23 protein-coding genes and 3 pseudogenes are annotated in these 22,081 nt (G+C 65.4%); 16 read left to right on the top strand and 10 right to left on the bottom strand.

The window, feature by feature from the left end:
- Positions 1–393: 393 nt before the first annotated feature.
- The 4 genes and pseudogenes from FJ424_RS02850 to FJ424_RS02835 form a co-directional block, all read left to right on the top strand.
- Positions 394–933, top strand: coding sequence for a (2Fe-2S)-binding protein (locus FJ424_RS02850; RefSeq protein WP_140652141.1), 540 nt, complete (start codon positions 394–396; stop codon positions 931–933).
- Complete coding sequence (locus FJ424_RS02845; RefSeq protein ID WP_140645438.1) at positions 930–1,913, top strand: xanthine dehydrogenase family protein subunit M; 984 nt, start codon at positions 930–932, stop codon at positions 1,911–1,913. Before FJ424_RS02850 ends, FJ424_RS02845 begins: the two co-directional genes overlap by 4 nt.
- Positions 1,910–4,207, top strand: a complete 2,298-nt coding sequence (locus FJ424_RS02840) for a xanthine dehydrogenase family protein molybdopterin-binding subunit (RefSeq protein ID WP_140652143.1) — start codon at positions 1,910–1,912, stop codon at positions 4,205–4,207. The genes FJ424_RS02845 and FJ424_RS02840 overlap by 4 nt, the downstream gene beginning before the upstream one ends.
- Before the next feature lie 134 nt (positions 4,208–4,341).
- Positions 4,342–4,572: pseudogene (locus tag FJ424_RS02835) on the top strand (VOC family protein); the annotation flags it as partial.
- 58 nt (positions 4,573–4,630) lie between these two features.
- Here the strand turns inward: FJ424_RS02835 and FJ424_RS02830 are convergent.
- From FJ424_RS02830 to FJ424_RS34430, 4 genes and pseudogenes are all read right to left on the bottom strand, one after another.
- Positions 4,631–5,461 (bottom strand): hypothetical protein, encoded by an 831-nt coding sequence (locus FJ424_RS02830; protein ID WP_140645436.1) that lies wholly within the window; start codon positions 5,459–5,461, stop codon positions 4,631–4,633.
- A 245-nt stretch (positions 5,462–5,706) separates the two neighbouring features.
- The gene (locus FJ424_RS02825) at positions 5,707–6,402 is read right to left on the bottom strand and encodes an outer membrane protein (protein WP_140652144.1); all 696 of its coding nucleotides are present in this window, start codon (positions 6,400–6,402) and stop codon (positions 5,707–5,709) included.
- Positions 6,403–6,756: 354 nt separating this feature from the next.
- The gene (locus tag FJ424_RS02820; protein ID WP_140652146.1) at positions 6,757–7,716 is read right to left on the bottom strand and encodes an AraC family transcriptional regulator; all 960 of its coding nucleotides are present in this window, start codon (positions 7,714–7,716) and stop codon (positions 6,757–6,759) included.
- A gap of 331 nt (positions 7,717–8,047) precedes the next feature.
- Positions 8,048–8,295, bottom strand: a pseudogene (locus tag FJ424_RS34430) (zinc-binding dehydrogenase); the annotation flags it as partial.
- A gap of 1 nt (position 8,296) precedes the next feature.
- Here FJ424_RS34430 and FJ424_RS33875 point away from each other — a divergent pair.
- Positions 8,297–8,437, top strand: a complete 141-nt coding sequence (locus FJ424_RS33875; RefSeq protein WP_181181989.1) for a hypothetical protein — start codon at positions 8,297–8,299, stop codon at positions 8,435–8,437.
- Between the two features lie 79 nt (positions 8,438–8,516).
- Positions 8,517–9,020: a hypothetical protein gene (locus FJ424_RS02810; protein WP_246677123.1), complete on the top strand. Its 504-nt coding sequence runs from the start codon at positions 8,517–8,519 to the stop codon at positions 9,018–9,020.
- Here the strand turns inward: FJ424_RS02810 and FJ424_RS02805 are convergent.
- On the bottom strand, positions 9,000–9,263 hold the full coding sequence (locus tag FJ424_RS02805) for a hypothetical protein (RefSeq protein WP_140652148.1): 264 nt from the start codon (positions 9,261–9,263) through the stop codon (positions 9,000–9,002). The genes FJ424_RS02810 and FJ424_RS02805 overlap by 21 nt on opposite strands.
- 177 nt (positions 9,264–9,440) lie before the next feature.
- Between FJ424_RS02805 and FJ424_RS02800 the strand changes: the two genes are divergently transcribed.
- Entirely contained in the window at positions 9,441–10,283 is an 843-nt protein-coding gene (locus FJ424_RS02800) for a slipin family protein (RefSeq protein ID WP_140652150.1), read from the top strand.
- A 98-nt stretch (positions 10,284–10,381) separates the two neighbouring features.
- Here FJ424_RS02800 and FJ424_RS02795 read toward each other — a convergent pair whose 3' ends face one another.
- Both FJ424_RS02795 and FJ424_RS02790 read right to left on the bottom strand, forming a co-directional pair.
- Entirely contained in the window at positions 10,382–10,693 is a 312-nt protein-coding gene (locus tag FJ424_RS02795) for a hypothetical protein (protein ID WP_140652152.1), read from the bottom strand.
- A 283-nt stretch (positions 10,694–10,976) separates the two neighbouring features.
- Complete coding sequence (locus FJ424_RS02790; protein ID WP_140652154.1) at positions 10,977–12,464, bottom strand: MFS transporter; 1,488 nt, start codon at positions 12,462–12,464, stop codon at positions 10,977–10,979.
- 131 nt (positions 12,465–12,595) lie between these two features.
- Here FJ424_RS02790 and FJ424_RS02785 point away from each other — a divergent pair, with 131 nt between their 5' ends.
- The 3 genes from FJ424_RS02785 to FJ424_RS02775 all read left to right on the top strand — a co-directional run bounded on the left by FJ424_RS02785 (position 12,596) and on the right by FJ424_RS02775 (position 14,226).
- Positions 12,596–13,525 carry a LysR family transcriptional regulator gene (locus tag FJ424_RS02785; RefSeq protein WP_140652156.1) on the top strand — a complete coding sequence of 310 codons (930 nt, stop codon included), beginning with the start codon at positions 12,596–12,598 and terminating at the stop codon, positions 13,523–13,525.
- Positions 13,526–13,688: 163 nt separating this feature from the next.
- Positions 13,689–13,904: a hypothetical protein gene (locus FJ424_RS02780; protein ID WP_140652158.1), complete on the top strand. Its 216-nt coding sequence runs from the start codon at positions 13,689–13,691 to the stop codon at positions 13,902–13,904.
- A 94-nt stretch (positions 13,905–13,998) separates the two neighbouring features.
- Entirely contained in the window at positions 13,999–14,226 is a 228-nt protein-coding gene (locus FJ424_RS02775; protein ID WP_140645428.1) for a hypothetical protein, read from the top strand.
- Between the two features lie 44 nt (positions 14,227–14,270).
- On the opposite strand, the gene FJ424_RS02770 is transcribed toward FJ424_RS02775, so the two are convergent.
- Both FJ424_RS02770 and FJ424_RS02755 read right to left on the bottom strand, forming a co-directional pair.
- Positions 14,271–14,522, bottom strand: coding sequence for a hypothetical protein (locus FJ424_RS02770; RefSeq protein ID WP_140652160.1), 252 nt, complete (start codon positions 14,520–14,522; stop codon positions 14,271–14,273).
- Between the two features lie 784 nt (positions 14,523–15,306).
- Positions 15,307–16,239, bottom strand: coding sequence for a hypothetical protein (locus FJ424_RS02755; RefSeq protein ID WP_140652162.1), 933 nt, complete (start codon positions 16,237–16,239; stop codon positions 15,307–15,309).
- 243 nt (positions 16,240–16,482) lie between these two features.
- Here FJ424_RS02755 and FJ424_RS02750 point away from each other — a divergent pair, with 243 nt between their 5' ends.
- From FJ424_RS02750 to FJ424_RS02735, 4 genes and pseudogenes are all read left to right on the top strand, one after another.
- On the top strand, positions 16,483–16,704 hold the full coding sequence (locus FJ424_RS02750) for a hypothetical protein (protein WP_140652165.1): 222 nt from the start codon (positions 16,483–16,485) through the stop codon (positions 16,702–16,704).
- A gap of 349 nt (positions 16,705–17,053) precedes the next feature.
- A pseudogene (locus tag FJ424_RS02745) lies at positions 17,054–17,530 on the top strand (RidA family protein); the annotation flags it as partial.
- 93 nt (positions 17,531–17,623) lie between these two features.
- Complete coding sequence (locus tag FJ424_RS02740) at positions 17,624–17,845, top strand: alkylphosphonate utilization protein (RefSeq protein ID WP_040980560.1); 222 nt, start codon at positions 17,624–17,626, stop codon at positions 17,843–17,845.
- Positions 17,846–17,985: 140 nt separating this feature from the next.
- Positions 17,986–19,971, top strand: coding sequence for an acyltransferase family protein (locus FJ424_RS02735; RefSeq protein ID WP_140652167.1), 1,986 nt, complete (start codon positions 17,986–17,988; stop codon positions 19,969–19,971).
- 52 nt (positions 19,972–20,023) lie between these two features.
- Here FJ424_RS02735 and FJ424_RS02730 read toward each other — a convergent pair whose 3' ends face one another.
- A complete protein-coding gene (locus FJ424_RS02730; protein WP_140652169.1) occupies positions 20,024–20,377 on the bottom strand; it encodes a cupin domain-containing protein in 354 nt (117 codons plus the stop codon).
- Between the two features lie 822 nt (positions 20,378–21,199).
- Here FJ424_RS02730 and FJ424_RS02725 point away from each other — a divergent pair.
- Positions 21,200–21,514 (top strand): hypothetical protein, encoded by a 315-nt coding sequence (locus FJ424_RS02725; protein WP_140645421.1) that lies wholly within the window; start codon positions 21,200–21,202, stop codon positions 21,512–21,514.
- A 176-nt stretch (positions 21,515–21,690) separates the two neighbouring features.
- On the top strand, positions 21,691–22,023 hold the full coding sequence (locus FJ424_RS02720) for a hypothetical protein (RefSeq protein ID WP_140652171.1): 333 nt from the start codon (positions 21,691–21,693) through the stop codon (positions 22,021–22,023).
- The last annotated feature ends 58 nt before the right edge of the window (positions 22,024–22,081 follow it).

The raw sequence follows: 22,081 nt of genomic DNA, 5'->3' as shown, positions 1-22,081 counted from the left end.
TCCGTTTTAGTGGAGTGGCTTTATCATATAACCAGGGGAAGCGGTATGTCACGTAGAGAAGGACGGAAAGCTTTCCCTGCCCGCTGGAGCCGCGCGCGTTCTGCGACGCCTGTGGTTGGCGAATCCGCTCGTGAGTTCGTCATCCTGGGGCGAAGCAAGGAGCGAAGCGACGCGGCGCAGCCTCTGGGATCCATGCCATACCCTGCGAGCGGCTCCGGTGCAGAATTCTGGCCTGCCGCGTTTCTCGGCAAACGTCACGGTATGGATCCTTGGGTCAAGCCCGAGGATGACGACCGCGAAGGTCGCGTCCCCAGGCTGCCGTTACCCTTGCCCCTCTCCTCCCAAGCCCCATTTCCATCCGCCTAGCGTCCAGCAATCGGAGCCCGACGCCCTATGACCAGCCAGACAATCATCGATCCTCCCGAAGACGGCCACGTCTTGAACGGCAAGGCCAGTCCCACCACGCTTTCCCTCAACCTCACCATCAACGGCCGCGACCATGCGCTCGACGTCGAGCCGCGCGTGACGCTGCTCGACGCGCTGCGCGACCGGCTGCATCTCAGCGGCACCAAGAAGGGCTGCGACCAGGGCCAGTGCGGCGCCTGCACCGTCCATGTCGACGGCGAGCGCGTGCTTGCCTGCCTGACCTTGGCGGCCCAGGTCGAGGGCCGCTCGATCACCACCATCGAAGGGCTCGCCGACGAGGACGGCACGCTGCACGCCGTGCAGGCCGCCTTCCTCGATCAGGACGCCTTCCAGTGCGGCTACTGCACGCCGGGGCAGATCATGTCGGCGGTGGCCTGCATCCGCGAGGGCCATGCCGGCTCCGACGAAGAGATCCGCGAATACATGGCGGGCAATCTTTGCCGCTGCGGCGCCTACCCGAACATCGTCGCCGCCGTCCGCCAAGCCGCACAGGAGCTGCGCTCATGAGAGATTTTTCCTACCTCCGCGCTGACAGCGTGGAAGCCGCGCGCAACGCCGCCGCCCTTCCCGGCGCCATGCTGCTTGCCGGCGGCACGACGCTCATCGACCTCGCCAAATGCGGCGTCGCCGAACCTTCGACCGTCATCGACATCAGCCATATCGAAGGGCTCAACGCCATCGATGTCACCGCCGAGCGCGCGGTGATCGGCACGCTGGCGAAGATGAGCCACGTCGCCGACAATGCCGAGGTGAAAAGCCTGTTCCCGGCCGTGTCGGAAGCGCTCTGGCAGGCGGCCTCGGCGCAACTGCGCAACATGGCGACCATCGGCGGCAATCTGATGCAGCGCACGCGCTGCCCCTATTTCCGCGATCCGCAAAACTTCCCGGCCTGCAACAAGCGCGCGCCGGGCAGCGGCTGCTCGGCGATCGGCGGGGTGACGCGCGGCCATGCGGTGCTCGGCGCGAGCGAAGCCTGCATCGCCACCTATCCGGGCGATCTGGCGGTGGCGCTCGTCGCCTTCGACGCCGAGGTCGATCTTGGCGAACGCAAGCTCAAGGTCGAGGACTTCTTCCTCGCCCCCGGCGCAACCGCCGAACAGGAGCACGACATCCGCCCCGGCGAAGTCATCACGGCCATCGAAATCCCCGGCTCGGCCGCGGCCAGGCGCTCGACCTACATCAAGGTGCGCGACCGCCAGTCCTATGAATTCGCCGCAGCCAGCGCAGCAGTAGGGCTGGAGCTCGAAGGCGACGGCCGCACCGTCCGCGACATCCGCGTCGCGCTCGGCGGCGTCGCCACCAAGCCGTGGCGCGTGCGCGCCGTCGAGGAGGCGCTGAAGGGCAAGGCGCTCGACGAAGCCACGGTCCGCGAGGCGAGCGTGCTCGCCATGGAGGGCGCCGTCGACCATGGCGCCAACCACTACAAGATCGCCTTGGCGCCGCGCGTGATCGCCCGCGCCATCCTCAAATTGGGAGAGACGGCATGACCGTTCATGACATGAAACACGCCACGTCCGACAGCGCGCGCCTCGAAGCGGTCGGCGGGCGCCTGTCGCGCGTCGACGGCCCGGCCAAGATCACCGGTGCTGCGCACTACGCCGTCGAGCAGCAGCTCGAAGGGCTGACGCATGCGGTGCTGGTCGGCGCGACGATAGCCGCAGGCAAGGTGACCGCGATCGACAGCAGAGCGGCCGAAACCGCGCCCGGCGTGCTGGCCGTGCTGACTCCCGACACCATCATGGAGCTGAAGGGCGCATCGGACTGGCTCGGCAACCCGCCTTCACAGCCGACCTACGCGCCGCTCGTGCGCGAGGTCACCTTTTCCGGCCAGCATGTCGCGGCCGTGGTGGCCGAGACTTTCGAGCAGGCGGTGGCGGCGGCCGCACTCGTCAAGGTCTGGTATGACGAGAGCCCGGCCATCGTCGATCTTAGCGACGGCAAGGCAGGCGACGGCTTCCCGATCGACGCCATGACCAAGGAATGGGGCGACGCGCAAGCGGCGTTCGCCGCCGCACCCGTTCGCGTCTGCGCAGCCTATAACACGCCGCGCGAATTCCAGGCGGCGATGGAGCCGCATGGGTTGATCGCGCGGTGGGAGGGCGAGGAGCTGACCATCTGGGAGCCGAGCCAGTGGCTCGACGGCATGGCCCGCACCTATGCCGAGTGGTTCGGCGTGCCGTTCGAGAATGTGCGGCTGGTCTCGCCCTATATCGGCGGCGGCTTCGGCTCCAAGGCGCTGGCGCTGGCGCACAGCGCGGTCGCGGCGGCTGCCGCCAGGATGCTCGGACGTCCGGTGAAGCTGGTGCTCAACCGTCCGCAGAATTTCACGTCCTATGGCGGCCGCGCCGCGACGCGGCAGACCGTTGCCATCGGCGCCGACAGAGACGGCAGGATCCAGTCGATCGTGCATCGCGGCGTCAACGAGACGGCCGTCGACGGCATGTGGGTCGAGCCGCTCGGCTCGGTCACCTCGATCATGTATGCCACGCCCAACTTCTCCTCGAAGCAGAATGTCGTGCGGGTCAACACGGTGGTGCCGGGAGCAAAACGCGCGCCGGGCGAGAACCCGAGCGCCTTCGGCATCGAATGCGCCATCGACGAGCTCGCCCATGAACTCGGGATCGATCCGCTGGAGATGCGGCTGATCAACTATGCCGAACAGGATCCGCATGCGAAGAAGGCATGGTCGACACGCCAGTTGCGCGAGGCGTTTGCCGCCGGCGCCGAAGCCTTCGGCTGGGCCAAGCGCTCGCCTCAGCCACGCTCGATGCGCGACGGCCGCCAGCTCATCGGCTGGGGCATGGCGGCCGGCACCTATCCGGTGCGGCGCGCGCATGGCGAGGCGGTGGTGAAGCTCATGGCCGACGGTTCGGTCGAGGTCGAAAGCTCCTCCATCGACATGGGCCAGGGCACTTACACGATCCTGGCGCAGACGGCGGCCGAAACGCTCGGCGTGCCGGTGGAGCATGTGTCGGTGAAGCTCGGCGACTCGCATTTCGCCCGCGCCGGCGTCACCGGCGGCTCGCGGCTGGCCGGCGTGATGACCGGCGCCGTCTACAAGGCGGCCGGCCAGGCGCTGGACGAGCTGATCGGGCTGGCGCTTTCCGACCCGCGCTCGCCCTTCCAGAAGCTGCAGGCAAATACGCTGTTGGTAAAGGACGGCCGCATCGCCTCGCCGCGTGGCGAAGGGCCGGAGCTGTCGATCGCCGAGTTCATGGTGGCGATCGGCCGCGACCAGATCGAAGCCAAGGGCGACACGCTGCCGGCCAGCACGACGCCGGAAGAGCGCTACAAGAACTACACCACGATAACCATGTCGATCCCGCACACAGAAGGCGACTATTCGCGCCATTCCTGGTGCGCGCATTTCGTCGAGGTGCGCGTCGACGAGGATTTCGGCACGGTGCGCGTGTCGCGCGTGGTGTCGGCGCTGGATTCAGGCCGGCTCTACAACCCCAAGCTGGCGGAGAGCCAGTGGAAGGGCGGCATCATCATGGGCATCGGCCAGGCGCTGCTCGAAGAAGGCATCGTCGACCGCCGCCACGGCCGCATCGTCAACGGCAATTTCGCCGACTACATGCTGCCGACCAACGCCGATATCCCCGACATCCAGACGATCTCGGTCGGCATCCCCGACCCGCACTCCTCCGCCCTTGGGGGCAAGGGCGTGGGCGAACTGGCAATCGTCGGCATCGCGCCGGCGATTGCCAACGCAGTGTTCCATGCGACGGGCAAGAGGATAAGGGATTTGCCGATCACGCTGGAGAAATTGATCGAGTAATTTTCCGCTCAAGGTAGAGGCTACGGCTCCGTCGCTTTCGCCAAATCCCGACGACCTCGCGGTCGGCCCTTCCACCAGATCGAAGAAACCTGCTTTGGCAACGAAACAGCTGGGGCGATGACAGAACCCGCAACAACAGTCCGACCAGTTCGGCGGGCCGGCCAATGCCCGACGGCAAGCGGCCAGGCCCTGGAGGCTGGAACCGCATCCATCTGATCGTCGAGGATCTTGCGGAGGAGGTTAACCGGTTGCGGGCGGCGAGTCTCAGCTTCCGCAATGAAATCGTCCCGGGTCCAGGCGGATCGCAGATATTGCTGATCGATCCGTCCGGCAATCTGGCGGAGCTGTTTCAGCCGGTCCGGTGAGGGTGCTTGTCGCCGGAAGACAGCGGAACAGCACCCCACGCGATGTAGGCGGCACCGATCATTTCACGCTCAAATTCTTCACCTCGTTGGGCCGGTAGGTGTCCATGGCCGCGCCGTTGCGATCCTCCTCCAACAGCGACTTGCTGCCGAAGGAGGCGCGCAGGCCCACCAGGTATTTGTGGGTCTCGCCGAGGTCGGTTGAACCGATCTTCATCTGCTCCAATTGATAGCGCGCGAACACTGACCACGGTGTGTCGTTGAACCGGTACATGGCCTGGAGAGCGCCGCCGGATACGTCCAGGTTCACCCCCTGGTCCGTTCTGCTGAAGCTGAGTTCCGCATCCAGGCGAAGGTTATCCTGGACGAAGTAGCGTGCGACGGCGCGGACGTTCCATTGGTCGGAGTTGAGGGAATCCTCGTTTGCCCGGCCAAAGGCCGCCTGGCCGTAAAGGGTAAGATTGCCAAAGTAGATCTGGGCTTCCGGACCGACCGCCCAGGAACTCGCCTTCCCGTCGAAATCGCCAAAGTCCACCGACGTATAAGTCGCGAACACACCGGCGGCAAATCTGTCGGGGTCCCGGTAGTATCCGTGGATCGCGCCGCCAACGCCGCCCCAATGAGCGAAATCGTCGTCCCAGATCCGGTCATAGGTGAGGTCGCCCTGGAAGTTCCAGCGCTGGGCGAACGGAATGTTGACGCGGGCGGCGCCCCCTGCGGCGTGCACGGTGTCGCCGATGCTGGTAAAGCGAAGCCCGCCCAGGTAGATCTCGCCGTAGCCGGAAATATGCGGCGTCACCACCGTCTCTCCGGCCAGCGGCTGCGGTGCGTCGGCGGCGTACGCGAACGTCGTGGCGACCAGCGACGCAGCGATGATTGAAAAGCGATGCATTAGGAGCCCCCGAATTCGAATATGCGTCCTGCGGTCCGGACGAATGCCGGGCTCGGTCTTGCATTGTTCGCCGTCCGGCGTCTTGGGCTGGACCGCAGCGGAATTGTCCTGGAAAGCGCTGCCGCACTTGACGCGCCAGTGTGGCCATCCGGCCACCAGCCGACCGGCCTGCTCATTCCTGTCGCCTTTCCCCCCGCCACAAGCAAACCCCGGTGCGAGGCCAGGGTTTCGTGCGGTCTGTCGGATCAGAACTTGTAGCTGAGGCCGACCCGCAGATCGTGCGTCTTGAGATCGACGCTCGTCGCCGTGGGAAGACCGGATGCGATCGAGAGAGCCTTGCTGCCGAAATCGGAGTAGCGGTACTCGACCCGAGCGATCCATTTATCGGTGAAGGCGTGCTCGACGCCGGCTCCAACCGTCCAGCCAACATGGGTGTCGTCGTGGAGCGGTATGTCACCACTGGAGGTGCCGGTGATGCCGGTAATTTCATACTTGGCCGCGGCCACGCCCGCAGTGATGTAAGGCAACGTCCGATCGAACGCATAGCCGGCGCGCAGCCGCGCCGACCCCGACCACTGGAGCTCGCTCTTAAGAATAGTGCTGCCGCCATTGGCAAGGGTCGTCAGTCCTTCGACGTTACTGTACGCGATGTCCGCCTCAACACCGAGCACGAAGCGGTTCGCCATCTCCTGATTGAAGCCGATATGGATGCCGCCAATGAAACCGTCCGGATCGACAGGAGCGTTAATATCGGTGCCCCCAATACCACCGCCAGAGATGAAGAGATTGGATTTTCCGGCAGCGTAACCGAAGTGAACGCCGGCATAGAGCCCGGACCAGTGGTAATCGGCGGCAATGGGCAAGGTTTCATTGATGTCCGCCGCGGGCGCCATGCCGACAGATGCGAGAATAACGGCCGTAGCGAGAAGAATCGTTTTCATTGTTGTTTGCTGCCCCCAGGGTGTTGCGCTACCCCGCTGCCGAAATGCTCAGCGGGATCCAGTTAACGTCAAGAGCCCCGATGTTGCATTGTTCGCAGCCCGCGTCTTGGGCTGCACCGCACTGGAATTGTCCCGGAAAGCGCTGCCGCGCATGTCCGGCCAGTGTGGCAGTTCGGCATCAGCCGACAGGCGCGCGCTCACTCCCGGCGACCGCGGCATTGGCGCCTCCCCGGCTCACGTCGGCCGGCGTTTTTTCGTTTCCGGCACAAGCAAGAAACCCGGCGCGAGGCCGGGTTCCTACCTGTTCGCGCAAACAGAGATCAGCATTGCTACGCGCTAGCCCTGGCCGGCGAACTATCTGGCGCTGCTCGGCGTCGAGCCGAAGCGGCGGCGGAAGCAGCGGTTGAAATAGGAGACGTCTGAGAAGCCGCTCAGCAGCGCGATCTCGCTGATGCGCATACGGTCGTTGCGCCTGTCGGAAAGCATGCGATGGGCCCTTTGCAAGCGCAATTCGAGAACGCGCTCGGCGAAGCTCACCCCGCTTTCCTGCAAGAGGTCATGGACATAGCGGGGCGAGAGCCGCAACTGCTGGGCAACGCGCTGGGCCGAGATGGACGGATCGGCGAAATTGTCCCTGATCTTGTCGAGGATTGCCTGGAGCCTTGCCGCGCGCAGGCCGCGCATGCCAGCGAGCTCGGCGGGCTCGCCCTTGGCGCCGGTTACCAGGCCGATCAGATCGACGATCGTTTCGGTGGCATGGGTGACAAGGTCCGGCGACACCAGAGCCGGACCAGCTTCCAGGAAGTTGCAATAGCGCCTGAGCATGCCGAGCGCCTCATTGTCGGCCGCCACGGTCAGTGCCAGCCGGTCCTCGACATGGGCGAAGGCACTCTCCAGGATCTCGCGCGGAACGACGATGTTGGCCCAGACATTGCTGTCGCCGCCGCTCATTTCCAGCGCCTCCGAGGCAGATACCAGCGCGGCTTCGCCCTTGCCCACGCTGTAGTCGCGGCCGGCCTGGGCGCCGCTCAGCCTGGTGTCGCCATGGTTGATCAAGAGGAGATAGCCGTCGCGGCCGTCGTCGGCGATGTTGCGGGCCTTGCGGCTGGCATGCCGGATGGTTCCGGCCATCTGCCCCAGCACCACCGGCCCGACGGGCGTGGCTTCGATCTCGGCCGCGAATGGCTGGTTGGCCGCGATGGCATATTCGACCGACCATATCTCGGCGACGTGGATGTCCTGCCAGAGCGCGAAGCGCGCGCGGTCGTCGAGATGCCCAGGCAGGTCGAGCGACGAGAAGACGTTCTTTTTCAAGAGCAACCTGGCCTTTCTGCGCGCGCGTCTTCACTTGGACGGGCACCGTATTGGACCAGTTCACATCTTGTCCAGAGCCGCAAAATATCTATGCATGCCAGGACAATTCCGTTGCTGTTCTGGACAAGAACTCACCCGAATTTCATCGACCCGATCGGAAAATTTCAAGAATACTCGGAAATGTCAGCTCGAATCGGCGGCGCCCTGCCGATCGTAGCGGAAAGCGGATCCAGGCTGTGGAGCCGGCGGCAAAGCCGCCAATCTCCCCCACGTGGGATCCCTCGTGGGGGAGATCAGTCGCCCATTCTCTTTCGCCAATCTCCAATGTCGGCTACCAGTCCAACCCGAACACCAGCTTGCGAAATGCAGGCCGCCGGCGGCCATGTGAGTGTAGGCCTCGGTTGCCTCGTTCTGCGAAAACACCTTGTCGACGACCGATCAGCTCCAGCAGCTTGCCGTCCCAGTCGGGTCGCGCGGTAGTTGATCAGGTGATCGGCGCCGAGCGCCTTGGCCCGATCGAGCTTCTCGTCCGAGGACCAAGTAATGACGGTGGCCCCCGGCCGCCTTGGCGAGCTGCAGCGTGAAGATCGAGACGCCGCCCGTGCCGAGCAGCACGACGACCGAGCCCGGCCCGACATCGGCGGCACGGAGCGCGTTCCAGGCAGTGGTGCCGGCGCTCGGCAAGGTCGAGGCTGCAATCCGCGCTTCGGAAAGGTGTTAAGCGCCATTTCCTTCGCATTCCCGAGGATGCCACGCCATCATAAGTCCTGTATGGTCGCCACATGTCTCGGAGGGCGACCATGCAAAACGGATTGGCAAAATTCATCATGGCTGCTCCCATCACGGCCACCCTGCTGGCCGCAGCGCCCGCCCATGCCGCCTCCTGCGCCTGGTCCGCCAAGATGGAAGAAGACGAGGGCGGCAGCGTGATGACGGCGTCGGTCTGCGGCGGGCCGAAGGGCGATGCGCATCTGATGCTGGCCTGCTTCGACAGACCGGTGCTGAGCTATGATCTGGGCGCCGCCGGCGGACAGCTCGAGCCCGGCATCAGCGGCTCCTTCACCTTCAAGGCCGGGGGCAAGAGCGTGACCAAAAAGCTCGAGCTCGAGGCGATGTACAATTACTTCACCGCCGAGCTCTCCGGTCCCGCCGACCCGTTGCTGGCGCTCTTGCGCGGCAAGGGCGAAGTGACGGTTTCCGCCGACAAATATGGCGAGATCAGCTTTCCGCTGAAAGGCTCAGGCGCCGCAATCGGCAAGGTGCTGGCAGCGTGCGGCAAGGGTTCAGGCGGCGAGGCGGACTGATGCCTGAGCGCGCGCCGGCGCCCGCGCGTTCCGTCGCTTTTCACGCCGTGCTTTGGAACGGCCATCGAAGAGCTTGATCTGCTGCTCGCCCGGCGTGTGAAGCGCGCCGACCGCGGCGTCTATCCATTCCCTCTCGTGGCCCTCGGGAATGCCCACCTGCTCGCCGGTCACCGTCACGGCTTCGAGGATGTCGCGCAGCCACTGGCGGTTGTTATGCGGTTGCGCGTCGGTGGCCAGCCCCATGGCGAAACCTTCCATCCCGCACCATATGACTCCCGCCGGCGATGATTGCCCTCGCGACAAGCGTGATCGATCCCAGAATGCCGGCCAGGCGGTCCATCCTGGGCCGCCGACGCTCCTCGCGAGGCCCGTTGCGCATCGCGCGACCCTGTCACCGGCCGCGACACAGGAGCTTTATCCATGAATCCGATCACCCTTTTCCTCACCGCTGTCTTTGCGCTCATCGGCGCCGGCGCCGGCGCGCTGGCCGGGCCATGGGCGGGCGTGCCGTTCTTCGTCATCGCGGCGCTGATCGCCGCCTCGCTGAAGATGGCCAACACCTGGCAACGCTTCGTCGTGCTGCGCGCCGGCAATCTGCTTGGCGTGCGCGGTCCCGGCCTGTTCATGATCGTCCCGGTCCTCGACAATGTCGTGGCGGTCATCGACCAGCGCATCCAGACCACCGCCTTCAACGCCGAGGAGGCGCTGACCAGGGATACCGTGCCGGTGAATGTCGACGCCGTCATCTTCTGGCACGTTCATGACGCGCGCCAGGCGGCGCTGGAAATCACCAACTACCGCGAGGCGATCGACCGCGTGGCGCAGACCTCGCTGCGCGAGATGATCGGTTCCTCGATGCTCTCCTCGCTGCTTGCCGACCGCCAAGCCGCCGATGCGCATCTGCGCGACGTCATCGGCGCCAAGACGGCCCAATGGGGCATCACCGTGATGTCGGTCGAGATCCGCGACGTCGCCATCCCCGTGGCGCTGCAGGACGCCATGTCGCGCCAGGCACAGGCCGAGCGGGAGAAGGAAGCGCGCGTCATCCTGGGCTCAGCCGAGGCCGAAGTGGCGGCCAAGTTCGTCGAGGCCGCCACCACCTATGCCGATCATCCGGCGGCGCTGCAACTGCGCGCCATGAACATCATCTATGAGACGACCAAGGAGCGAGGCGCCACGATCCTGATCCCGACCGGGCTGGTGGACAGCCTCAACCCAGCAGCGGCACTGGTTCAGGCCGGCGTGCTGAAAAGCGCAGCGTAGGGAGATTGCATCCTCCCGACGCATCATAAAAATCCGGTCCGGCTGATGCGCCATGACGCGCCAGCGGACCGGATTTGTCTTCGATGATCGATGGAACCTCAGTAGTCGGAGCCGCTCTCGACCACGACCGGACGATGATGGTGCCGATGGCCGATCGAACCGGTGACGACGACGGTGTCGTCACGGCGGTGATGGCGGTGACGCCAGCCGCGCTCGCCATTGTCATAGAAGGCGACCGTGCCGTGATGGCGGTGGTGCAGGCGGTGGCCTTCCTCATTGATGATGACCGCCGGGCGGTGGTGGTAATGATGCCTGTGATGCGTGCCGATGACGATATCGGCCTCGGCCGCGGAAGCCACGGTGGGGGCGGCGACAAAAAGCGCCAGGGCAGCAAGAAGCACTGTTTTCATTGCTCTTTTCCTAATTTCTGATCATCCCTTCGCCGGGGTAAACCGCTGCCCGCCGCTTTGGTTCCGGGGCAAGGCGGACATCGCCATCCGCTTCCGGCGCTCGATCGAGATCAGGTGGGAGGATGGGCCGGTGCCGCAGTGGATGGGGTTCGTTGGGGTAGCCGAGGCACCGGCCGAAGGCGGAATGGGCACCGCCGCAAGGCAAAGATAGTCTTCGCGGCCGGCGGCGAAATTACGCGATCACGGAAGCCTGGAATCTCTCCCTTGAGAGGTCCAAGGAAGATCACTCGCTCCTTCGTCCAGCCACCGCAATCACTGCTGCGACCGCCACCAGCACCGACGCCGCAGCGAAGGTGAACCGCATTCCGCCGGCAACCGCCTCAGGCGGCGCCGCCGCGATGTTCCCCGTCCCCACGGCGAAGGCGAACACCGCGCCCATCACCGCCGTGCCGGTGACGAGGCCGAGATTGCGCGAGAGGCTGAGCATGCCCGACACCACGCCGCGCTCGTTCCTGTCGACATCGGCCATGACGGCCGTGTTGTTGGCCGCCTGGAAGAGCTGGTAGCCCGGCGTGAGCAGTATGATCGCCGCCGCGTAGCCGGCAACGCCGAAGAGGCCTGGCAGGGCGGCCAGCGCGACGCAGCCGGCGACCATCAGCATCAGCCCGGCGGTGACCATCGCCGCCGCGCCGAGGCGGTCGACGACGCGCCCGGCAATGACGCCGCACAGTGCCGAGACGACAGGCCCGATCGACAGCACGGCCCCGGTTGCCGCGTCGCCGAGGCCCAAGGCGCGCGACAGGAAGAAGGGGCCGACAACCAGCGTCGCCATCATCACCGTCGAAACCAGCGCGTTCATGGCGAGGCTCGGCGCCAGCACCGGGTCGCGCAACAGCGCGAGCTTGACCAGGGGTGACGCCACCTTGGCCTCAACGATAAGGAACAACACCGCGCCGGCCGCGGCCGCGCCGAGCAGCGCGATGTTCAGGCCGCCGAAATGGCCGCGCCCCATGGTCATGGACAACGCATAGGCGGCAAGCGTGGCGGCAAGCAGCAGCGTGCCCAGCATATCGAAACGACCCCTCGCCTCTCCACGGACACCTGTCGCTCGTCGGACGATACCTGCTGCTTTGCCGGCTGGCATCGCTCGGCGGACGATGCCAGCCGCTTCGCTGGCGGGCATCGCCGCTGGAAGGAAGCGCCAGGCGGCGAGCAGCGCGACGGCGCCGAGCCCGGCGTTGACGAGGAAGATCGAGCGCCAGCCGAGAATGGCGATCAGCACGCCGCCAAGCGAAGGCCCCAGTGCCGTGCCGACCGCCGACATGGTGCCGAGCAGACCCATGGCGCTGCCGGTGCGTTCCTTCGGCACCGTCTCGCCGACGAAAGCCATCGTCAGCGCCATCATCACCGCCGCGCCCAGGCCTTGCACGGCGCGGGCGCCGATCAGAAAGGCCAGCGACGGCGCGAGCGCGGCGGCAAACGAGGCGGCGCTGAACAGCGTCAGGCCAACAATCAGCAGCGGCCGGCGGCCGACGAGATCGCCGAGACGCCCGACGCTGACGATCAGCGCGGTGATAGCGAGCAGATAGGCCAGCACCACCCATTGCACCGCCGCAAAGGACGCCGCGAAGGCCAAGCTCAGCGTCGGCAGCGCGACATTGGCGATGCTGGTGCCGAGCGAGGAGACGAGCATGGCAAGCGACAGGCTGGCCAGCGCGCCAGCCGCCGAATGGCTTCCAGGCGCGGCGCGGGTTTCGGCGATGTCGGCCATGATCTTCTCCGTCGGTTGAACTTGCCGGGGAAGATAAGCGCGCGTCTGACATGGCGGAACGCGCAGCGCTTGCACCTGAACAGTGCATCAAACGCCATGTCCGTTTGACGGATCCATGCTATGGTCGCGCCATGTCGCGACCCGATCTCAACCTGCTCGTCACGCTGGATGTGCTGCTTGCCGAGGGCAGCGTCGCCAAGGCCGCGCGGCGCCTGAAGCTCAGCCCCTCGGCGATGAGCCGGGCGCTGGCGAGGCTGCGCGAGACAACCGGCGACCCGCTTCTGGTGCGCGCCGGACGCGGCCTTGTGCCGACGCCGCGCGCCATCGAGCTGGGCGCCGAGGTCGGCCGGCTGGTGACGGAAGCCGAAGCGGTGCTGCGGCCGGCCGAACGGCTCGAGCTTGCGCGGCTCGACCGCAGCTTCACGCTCCGCAACAGCGACGGTTTCGTCGAGAATTTCGGTCCGGCGCTGCTCGCCCGCGTGGCCGAGGAGGCGCCGGGCGTGCAATTGCGCTTCGTGCCCAAGCCCGACAAGGACAGCGGCCCGATGCGCGGGGGCGCGGTCGATCTGGAGACCGGCGTGGTCGGCGGCTCGACCGGACCCGAGATACGCACGCAGGCGCTGTTCCGCGACCGATTCGTCGGCGTCGCGCGCGCCGGCCATCCTTTGAGCGAAGGCCGCATCACCGCCGCCCGCTTCGCCGCCGGCCGGCACATATTGATCTCGCGCCGTGGCCTCGACCGCGGCCCGATGGACGACGCCTTGGAACACGCCGGACTGACGCGGAAAGTCACGACCGTGGTCGGCGGCTTTGCCGAGGCGCTGGCGCTGGCACGCGGCTCCGACCTCATCGCCACCGTGCCGGAGCGCTATACCGGCACCCTGCGCGAGGGCCTGTTCACCTTCACGCTGCCGGTGAAGCTCGCCGCGCTGACGATCTCGCTCTTGTGGCACCCGAGGCTCGATGCCGATCCGGCGCACCGCTGGTTGCGCGGGCTGGTGAAAGAGGTGTGCCGCCTTTCCTCTCCCTCCTTTCACCACGGCGAGGAACCCTTGCCCTGATACGCCGGCCCCACGGAACCAACCGCGCGTTGCAGGCGATATCCCTATAAATATTAGCCATAACTAATGTATACTATCGCACGCAGGACAAACCGTGTCTGTCATGGAACCCGCGGCGCAATCAGCGCGTTCCCGGGCGCCTGTGAAACAGCCGGAGGCTCGCTTGAGCGAATTCAGGAAGTTCGCCTGCCCCCGGTGCCTGGGCGCCGGCAAGGTGTTCGAGTGCGGGAAGCAGGTGGCGTCGAACGGCACATGCTGCCCCTCGGGTGCATTGCACGACAATTGCCCGGGACAACTGGTTTCCTGCCGGGCCTGCAACGGAACCGGCCTGCGCGGCTACAGCGCGCCCTCCAATGTACAGGCTTCCCCGATCAACTGATGGCCGGGCGTGGGAATCTTGCATTTTATTCGCCATTTCTAATATAAAAGGCGCTTGCGCGAGAAGCGAAACGGCGGGCGCCCTGGAGACGCGCATGAAAACCTATCGCGTCGAGGAAATAGACGGCGAAGCCGTCGTCGCGGTGCATTCGGCGGAAGCCAAGACGCCTTTCGAGGCGGCTGAGAAGGCGCTTGGCCGGAAAGTCACGTTGCGTGCCGGCGCTGACAGGTGGGTCCGCGTCGTCGACCTCACCGAGCGGCCGAGGCCGGTCAGGCTCAGGCCCACGATCTTCGAATTCAAAGCAATCGGACAGAGGAAATAGGCGATCCGTGGCTTTGAACGCTTCGCACTTTTCCCGGAATTGCTTCAGGTGCTGGCGCCGCCCATCAGCGCGGCGACCAGAGTCGCCAGAAAGACAAGCAGCCCCAATGCGATCCGATCCAGCCATGACCGCCGTCTGGCAAGAACCTCGAACAACCGATTGGCCATCGCAACTTCCCCCATTCGTTGGCGACATTCTATCACGTCTTTCATGAGCGGATCATGAAACGGCACACAAATGGGTCCGATGCCGTTTTCAACGGCGAGACCCGTCTTCGCCGGGCGCCAATGCTGCATTGCCGAATTGCACCCAAAAAAAGTCGGGGTCGAAGTGACATGCCGACCACCGAAAAATCAGCCTATTCAAGCGGATAGGCATATATGTGCGGCGCGGCCTGGTGGACATCGGAAAAGCCCGGAATTCCGCTATTTCAGGGCTTCTTGGCTTGGCCCCGGCATGACCGCAAAGCGTGCTTCGGGCACGAAAAGGCGGCTAAAAAGGCGCTCCCGGGCCGCTCGCCGGCGGCGTTGACAGGACACCGCGCCAATGGCACTCCGCAAACCACTGGTCACGCCATGACCGTTGCTGTTGGGGACGGACGGGGTTTCAGCAGCTTGGCGGCGGCGCCGGACGGGCGGGCACCTTCGAAGTGTACCGCCCGCTCCTGGCCGGTCTGATCGGATCTCAGAACGTGAAGCCCGAGGATGGCACTGCGGCGGTCACCGCCGAAAGCCTGTCACGTCTGGCAAGCGTCGGTTTGCGATATGGCTTCTTCATCGGCTGTCTCGGCCCGGTCGACGATGAAATCAGGACAGCAAGATATGCCCGGCGACCGCCGCGTCAAGCGGAGGGATAAATTTGGCGGAAGGATAATTCGGCGAGCGCGTAAATTTGGCTGGCGAGCCGATCGGCTCGCCAGCCAATGTGATCGGTGCGCCTGTGTTACGGCGCGGGATTCGAGGCGTTCGCGACGACGCTCGACAGCTTCTGGCGCTTCGACAGCACCGGCTTCTCGTAAGTCTTCTTCATGGGAAGCCCCTTTGCGCCGCCCCCCGATGGAACTTTACGACCGCGTTAGGGTCAACCCGAGTGCTGCAGCCAATGGCGGTCGAACACGTCGAGGATGGCGCGGAACTCTCCCGGCGGAATCTGGATAGCGCCGTCATCGCTGTAGGCGTCAAGGAACTGGTCGAGCTGCCGGTCGACCGCTTCCGGATGTTCCAGGCCGATACCGAGGCTTACCAGGTCGGCGGCAATCGAACCGCCGGCCGGCAGGTACCCGCCCCATGTCGCGGCGCCGGTTGCCGCATCGCGCAGCCGCACCAGCAGTATCCGGGTCAGCGAGGGCTGCGCTTCGGGACCAATGACGGCCGAGCCGCACATATAGCCGCCGAGCACGCTGACCGGCTGTGTCTGCGGGAACAGGCACAGGAAGAACTGCGTGTCGCCGCCGACATCCTTGAGATGCAGATAGACACCGCGCTTTGCCGGCATCACCGGGCCGACGAGTTGCAAGTGCCCCGTCGGCAACGTCTCGCCATAGGTAGCCGTCAGCCCATGCACGCCTGGCCCGGCCTCGATCGACAAGCGGCCCTTGATCAACTGGCCGCGATAATAGGGCGACCAGGCGCGAGAATAGCATGCATAGGTTCCGGCAAGCCCGGAGCCGGCGCCGCGCTCGTCATGCGAGGAGGCATCGAACTGCATGCCGGCGCGTCGCTCCAGCTCGGCGCTGTCGACGCCGTGGCGGGCCGCGATGGCGGCGGTGAAGGCCGGTAGCTCGCTCTCGGCGATCCAGGCGCCGGACTGCTCCAGTTCGAGCAGCCTCGCCCAGTCGTCATAGACGCTCATCTGTCGCGGCCGCGCGCGGCCTTGCAACCATTTGTCGGCGCGGCCGAGATCGAACGCAGTGTTCGGGTTGACGGCGCGGAACGCCGCCGCCAGGTCCTTGCGGGTCACCGTTCCCAGCAAGGCCGAAGTCAGCCTTAGTTTTTGCGCGATTTGCTGCGCCATGCAAAAGGTCCCCGATGTTCTTCGCCACCTAAGCAGTTCGGCGTTCCGGCGGGAATCGCCGAGCTTCTCCGACGCTCCTGGCTAGCGCGCCGGCAAACAATCTCCATTCCCGGCGGCGGCGTTTGTTTTCCATCCACTAATATTACTGGAATTCCAAAGAATTCCACAGTGTTCCGCGCGCGTGGCCTTCGCGACGAGACAAGCGGCGCTAGGGTCGCTTCGGGGTGAATCCAGGGAGCTGCCATGAAAATCCTTCTATCCACGCTTGTTATGGCACTTGCGCTGTCGCAAGCCGCCGAAGCCAAAACGAAAATCCCGTTGACCGAAACAAAGACCGGCGCCGAGAAGAGCCGGCAGCCGCTCGATCAGACGGCCACCGGCGGCATCGTGCCTTCGGCCGGCCTGACGTCGAAGGGCGCCGAACCGGGCCAAGCCTATCCGCAGCCGCTGGACCTTCACTTCTAGAGCAATTCCGGAAGCCGTGCTCGACGGTTTTGGTCCGCTACCGCGTAAGACAAAAGGTAGCCATTCCGGGGACCCATAGCCGGTTCATCATCCGGGATCGGCGGGGAAAAGCAGCGGCCGGACGGCCGAACCAACAGCCGCCAGCCTGACGGCTGGGGGCTTGGCGCCGCCGGCGGGGGCGGCGCCTGCCCGCGCGGATGCAAGGCCACGATCCGCGCGGGTCAGGCTTCCGGCCAGTCGCCCCAGATCATTCTTCTGCAGATCCAAGCCGTTCTTGACGAAGGGCCAGCGAACCGGAAAGCTCGGACACGGCGCCGCGATGGCGCTGTGCGAGAAGGAAGGCCGTGCCATGCCGGGTGCCGACGAAAAGCTTGCCGCGCTCGGCATCGTACTGCCACCGCCGCTGAAACTGCCGCCGGGCATGGTGCTGCCCTTTCCCTGGGTGAATGTGCGCGGCGACCGCGCCTATATCTCCGGCCACGGGCCGCAGGAGCCGGACGGCTCGCTTGCCGGCCCGTTCGGCGCGGTCGGCGAGAGCGTGTCGCTGGGCGAGGCGCGGGCTTCGGCCCGCAAGGTCGGGCTGTCGATACTCGGCAGCCTCAAACGCGAGCTCTGCAGCCTCGACCGGATCACCGGCTGGTGCCGCGTGCACGGCATGGTCAATTCGGCATTGCGCTTCACCGAGACACCGGCGGTGATGAACGGCTTTTCGGAGCTCATCCTCGAGGTCTTCGGCCCTGAGATCGGCCGTCACGCCCGCACCGCCATCGGCGTCGCCGCCCTGCCCCTGAATTTCCCGGTCGAGATCGAGGCCGAAGTGATGATTGGGGGTGAGCCTCCCTTGGTTCCAGCGCAGCTTGACCAGGCCGTGGTCGGCGCGATAGGCGGGCCGAGGCCACCCAACCGATGAAAGACCGCCATGACGGACCCTATCGTAAAAGACAGCAACGGCACGCCGCTGAAAGACGGCGACTCCGTGACCCTCATCAAGGACCTCAAGGTCAAGGGCACGTCTGAAACGATCAAGCGCGGCACGCTGGTGAAGAACATCCGGCTCAACGGCAATCCCGGCGAGATCGAATGCAACACCAAGCAGGTCAAGGGCCTGGTGCTGAAGACAGAGTTCCTGAAGAAGGCGTGATGGCAGGGGAGATCGGGAGGGCCGCCCTCGCCCTCCCCTTATGTTGCACCGCGTTAGATTTGTTGCGTTGCGATATCGGCGCGTAGGGCCGAGGCTTTAGGGCAGGCGGGATACGAACGAGCATCGTGAGGTTCGTATTCGTGTCAACACCTGCGCAGGATTTCCGGCCCGACATCGAAGGCTTGCGGGCGGTGGCCGTGGCGGGCGTCGTCGCCTTCCATTTCGGCCTCACCGCGCTGCCCGGCGGCTTTGCCGGGGTCGACATCTTCTTCGTCATCTCGGGCTATCTGATCACCCGCCATCTCGCCGCCGAGATTTCCGAGACCGGCCGGCTCGACCTTTTGCGCTTCTACGCCCGGCGCGCGCGGCGCCTGCTGCCGGTGGCGCTTTTCGTCATCGCCGCGACGCTCTGCGCCGGCGCGCTCATCCTGTCGCCGGAGGAGCAGGCGCTTTATTCCAAGGGCGCGATGTTCGCCTCGGCCTATATGATCAATCTGTGGCTGATCCGCTGGTCGTTCGACTATTTCGCCAATGACGCCACGAGCAACCCGTTCATCCATTACTGGTCGCTGTCGGTCGAGGAGCAATTCTATCTCGCCTGGCCGGCGCTTTTGCTGCTGGCCGCCTGGATGAAGCCCGGCAAGCGCGCCATCGTAATTGCGATCGGCGCCGTCGGCCTCGTCTCCTTCATCGCCTGTGCCTGGCTGACGAGCGTGTCGCAGCCCTGGGCCTTCTATTTTTCGCCGCTGCGCGCATGGGAATTTGCCGCCGGCGGCCTCGTATCGATGGCGCCGGCACGGCTGTTGCAGGAGCGCCCGCTGCTGGGGCGGGCGTTAAGTCTGACCGGCCTGACGATGATCGGGGCCGCATATCTCACCTTCAGCGAGGACGCTCCCTTCCCCGGCTTTCTGGCGCTTCTGCCGGTAGCCGGCACGGTCCTTCTGCTCAAGGCGGGAGCGGCCGGCGCCAGGGAGGGCTCGCGCAATTCCGAATGGAATTGCGCGAATGCCACCCTGGCGCTGCCGCCCTTACAATGGATCGGCAAGCTCTCCTATTCGCTCTATCTGTGGCATTGGCCGGTCATCGTCTATGCCGGCATGCTGGCGCCGGACCTGACGCCGGCCGAGCGGCTGCTGTGCCTCGCGGTGACGCTGGCGCTCTCCATCCTCAGCTATCATCTCATCGAGAACCCGATCCGTCGCAACGGCTGGCTGATGGCCAGTGCGGCGCGGGCGCTGGTGCCGGCCCTCCTCCTGACCGGCACCGGCGTCGCAGCCGCCTATGGCAGTGCCAGGCTTGCCGTGCACGACCTCGATCCGGAACAGCGCATCATCGCCGCCAGCGCCGCCGAACCGTCGACGGCCCGGGCCAAAGCCGGCTGCGTGCAGGATTACCAGAGCGTGACGCCGAAGCCTTGCGTGTTCGGCGATGGCCAGCGCCTGATCGCCCTCTTCGGCGACTCCCATGCCGACCATTGGTCGACGCCGCTGATCGAGGCGGGCCGGAAGAATGGCTACCGGGTGGTGACCTGGCTGAAGAATTCCTGCCGCGCCTCGCGCATCAGCGTCTGGTCGTCCGAGCTCAAGCGTCCCTATAGCGAGTGCGACCGCTGGCGCGAGCAGGCGATCGCCGAGATCATCGAGGCGAGACCGGCGCTGGTGGTCATCTCGGAGCTGGCGCTGACCAGCGGCCGCAAAATGGCCGGCCGCGGCGGCGACACGCGGAGCCAGGACGCCGACTGGCGGGCCGGCCTGCGCTCCACCCTCACCAGCCTGAGCAAGGCGGGGCTCAAGATCGCCTTCATCCGCGACGTGCCGTTCAACAACGCCAATGTCGACACCTGCGTGGCGCGGGCGCTGTGGCGGGACGAGACGCCCTCGCGCTGCGACCAGACGCGCGCCTACGCCGCCAACGACACCATGGCGGCGGTGGAACGCGACATCGTCGACAGCATTCCCAACGCCGCTTACGTCGACCTCACCGACCGCTTCTGCAGCGCCACCATTTGCCACGTCTTCATCGACGGCAAGCTCGCCTTCCGCGACCAGCACCATATGGCGACGCCATTCGCGGAATCGTTGGAGCCGGAGGTGGAGAAAAGGGTGATCTCGAAGGTGGGGCGCTGAAGCTGTCAATCTCCTCCCTCGTGGGGGAGATCAGCAGGTTCAGCGCAGCCCCCTACTCCACCACGACGACGAAATGCTTGGTCACCGGCTCGAGGATCTTCCAGGTGCCCTTGAAATCGGCCTCGACGACGAAGGCATCGCCGGCGCCGACCTCGACCGGCTCGCCGCCGTCGGGGGTGATGATGATGCGGCCGGCGATCATGTGGACGAATTCATAGTCGGTGTAGGTGGCGTGATAGGTGCCGGGCGAGGCGCGCCAGGTGCCGGACATCACCTTGCCGTCTTCGGTGGTGTGCTGCACGGCCGTCTGCATGGTCGGCGAGCCTTCGACAGCGATCCAGCCCGGCAGGTCGCCGCCTTCGGCATGCTCGGCGGGGCCGAATTTGAGAATGGTGGGTCTGGTCATCGGATGCTCCTGGGGTCGCCGGAATTGGCTGGGGATGAGATAGCCGATGGCGGCATGCGGTGCACGCGGCGATGCGACAAAGCGAGGCGAAGCGGCGACGGATGCCTACGGAACCGATAGCTGGCTGAGGCGATAGGCCGTGGCATATTAGCAACACTTAACAGGCGTCGCACAGAGTTTGCGGCATCGAGCATCACTGTCCCGTTTCGGGACTGGCATCAGCCTTGCTATAATGAGTATTGCCGGTGTCCTCCCGCCGGTCCTGATCGGGGGATCAGGTCTTAAATCTCGCCGGGCGTGTGGGCTTTGGGCACCAGGGGCAAGCCCGGCGAGTTTTCTTTCTTCATTGTCATGCCGACTGGCGGGCGCCCCGCCCTTCCTCCGCGGCCTGCAATTGCTTCCGGCGCGCCGGCTGGCGGCGGCGGTGGGCGGGTTTTCAACGTGACCGCCGCCTTGTTCGAAAGCGCGCCGGTCACCGCGTCGACCTTGCCGAAAGCGACGATCTGTCGGGCTGGGTCGCGGTCGAAGGCTTGCCGACCATGCAGACGGCCGGGCAGCACACCATCGAGCCTGCCTGCTGCCTGGCAATGATCAGAGATATTTCGCCGGCGTGCGATGCGCCGCGGCCCGGTCGGTTGCAGATACGCTAATAAATATCTGAGCTCATTGCCTTACGGAGAGGCAGCAATGCGCCGGACCAAGCGGCTGGCGCCGCGGCCAGTGCCTTGTCCAAGGGCGGCAACCCGACGGTTTTCGGGAACATGCACCGCCCGAAACCGTTGTCTTGCCGAAGGGGCGTCCTGCAAACTCAAGGAGGCAGCGATGAAAAAGCTTCTGCTTGCTTCGATGATCGCCATCGCCTCGGCGTTCGCGATCGCGCCGGCCAGCGCCGGCGGCGTTCAGCTTGGTATCGGCATCGGGCCGGGCTATGATGATGACTATTATGGCGGCTATTATCCGCACCGCTACTACCGCCACGTCTACAATGACGATTACGACAATGGCGGCTATGTGGTGCGCTACCATCACCGCTATCATCGCCATCATTGCCGCACCGAACTGGTGACCCACTGGCGCCGCCACCACCGCGTGGTGGAGGAAGTGCGGGTGTGCGGTAACGGCTACAACCGCTACTAAGCGAGCCAACGTGGATCGCGCGGGAACCGCCTCCGGCGTCCCGCGCGATGGCCGATCCCGCCCCGGGGCGGCTCCCGGCGCTCACAAAGCCTTCAAATCTTGCTGATTGCGCGACGCGGCCGGACTTTTTCGGCGGGCCGCGCGTTATCATGGCGAACCTCAGGAGAAGGCTTGTCATGCGCAAATTCGTGTTTGCCTCGCTGCTCGCCCTGGCCTCGGCTGCGACCACCGTCATGCCTGCGGATGCAGGCAATGTATTCCTCGGCGGCAGTTATTTCGACTACGGTCCCTTCGGCGATTTTTACGACAGCTACGGCTCCGTGCCGGTCTACGGCTCCTATTGGGGCGGCCCCTATCTCAACTACGCCCCCGGTGAGCACGACGACCATGACAGCTTCTATGTCGCCCCGCCGAATGCCGCACACGCCCGCCGCCATTGCCGGATCGAAATGGTGAGAACCCGCAGTCATGACCATCGGTTCATGCGGCAGGTGCGCGTCTGCGGTTAGCCATGTCCACCGCCGGCGGGTGAGTGCGACTTCAAATCCCGGTGATTTTCCGGGCAGG

It is taken from the genome of Mesorhizobium sp. B3-1-8 (assembly GCF_006439495.1).
Lineage (GTDB): Bacteria > Pseudomonadota > Alphaproteobacteria > Rhizobiales > Rhizobiaceae > Mesorhizobium.
The sequence above is the reverse complement of the archived record's forward strand: the minus strand, read 5'-3'. Positions and strand labels throughout refer to the sequence as shown.

Bases quoted from the DNA above. Each gene is read 5' to 3' on its own strand.
- FJ424_RS02850 (WP_140652141.1), top strand. From the start codon at position 394: ATGACCAGCCAGACAATCATCGATCCTCCCGAAGACGGCCACGTCTTG.
- FJ424_RS02845 (WP_140645438.1), top strand. From the start codon at position 930: ATGAGAGATTTTTCCTACCTCCGCGCTGACAGCGTGGAAGCCGCGCGC.
- FJ424_RS02840 (WP_140652143.1), top strand. From the start codon at position 1,910: ATGACCGTTCATGACATGAAACACGCCACGTCCGACAGCGCGCGCCTC.
- FJ424_RS02830 (WP_140645436.1), bottom strand. From the start codon at position 5,461: ATGCATCGCTTTTCAATCATCGCTGCGTCGCTGGTCGCCACGACGTTC.
- FJ424_RS02825 (WP_140652144.1), bottom strand. From the start codon at position 6,402: ATGAAAACGATTCTTCTCGCTACGGCCGTTATTCTCGCATCTGTCGGC.
- FJ424_RS02810 (WP_246677123.1), top strand. From the start codon at position 8,517: ATGCAAAACGGATTGGCAAAATTCATCATGGCTGCTCCCATCACGGCC.
- FJ424_RS02805 (WP_140652148.1), bottom strand. From the start codon at position 9,263: ATGGGGCTGGCCACCGACGCGCAACCGCATAACAACCGCCAGTGGCTG.
- FJ424_RS02800 (WP_140652150.1), top strand. From the start codon at position 9,441: ATGAATCCGATCACCCTTTTCCTCACCGCTGTCTTTGCGCTCATCGGC.
- FJ424_RS02795 (WP_140652152.1), bottom strand. From the start codon at position 10,693: ATGAAAACAGTGCTTCTTGCTGCCCTGGCGCTTTTTGTCGCCGCCCCC.
- FJ424_RS02790 (WP_140652154.1), bottom strand. From the start codon at position 12,464: ATGGCCGACATCGCCGAAACCCGCGCCGCGCCTGGAAGCCATTCGGCG.
- FJ424_RS02785 (WP_140652156.1), top strand. From the start codon at position 12,596: ATGTCGCGACCCGATCTCAACCTGCTCGTCACGCTGGATGTGCTGCTT.
- FJ424_RS02775 (WP_140645428.1), top strand. From the start codon at position 13,999: ATGAAAACCTATCGCGTCGAGGAAATAGACGGCGAAGCCGTCGTCGCG.
- FJ424_RS02770 (WP_140652160.1), bottom strand. From the start codon at position 14,522: ATGCAGCATTGGCGCCCGGCGAAGACGGGTCTCGCCGTTGAAAACGGC.
- FJ424_RS02755 (WP_140652162.1), bottom strand. From the start codon at position 16,239: ATGGCGCAGCAAATCGCGCAAAAACTAAGGCTGACTTCGGCCTTGCTG.
- FJ424_RS02750 (WP_140652165.1), top strand. From the start codon at position 16,483: ATGAAAATCCTTCTATCCACGCTTGTTATGGCACTTGCGCTGTCGCAA.
- FJ424_RS02740 (WP_040980560.1), top strand. From the start codon at position 17,624: ATGACGGACCCTATCGTAAAAGACAGCAACGGCACGCCGCTGAAAGAC.
- FJ424_RS02730 (WP_140652169.1), bottom strand. From the start codon at position 20,377: ATGACCAGACCCACCATTCTCAAATTCGGCCCCGCCGAGCATGCCGAA.
- FJ424_RS02725 (WP_140645421.1), top strand. From the start codon at position 21,200: ATGAAAAAGCTTCTGCTTGCTTCGATGATCGCCATCGCCTCGGCGTTC.
- FJ424_RS02720 (WP_140652171.1), top strand. From the start codon at position 21,691: ATGCGCAAATTCGTGTTTGCCTCGCTGCTCGCCCTGGCCTCGGCTGCG.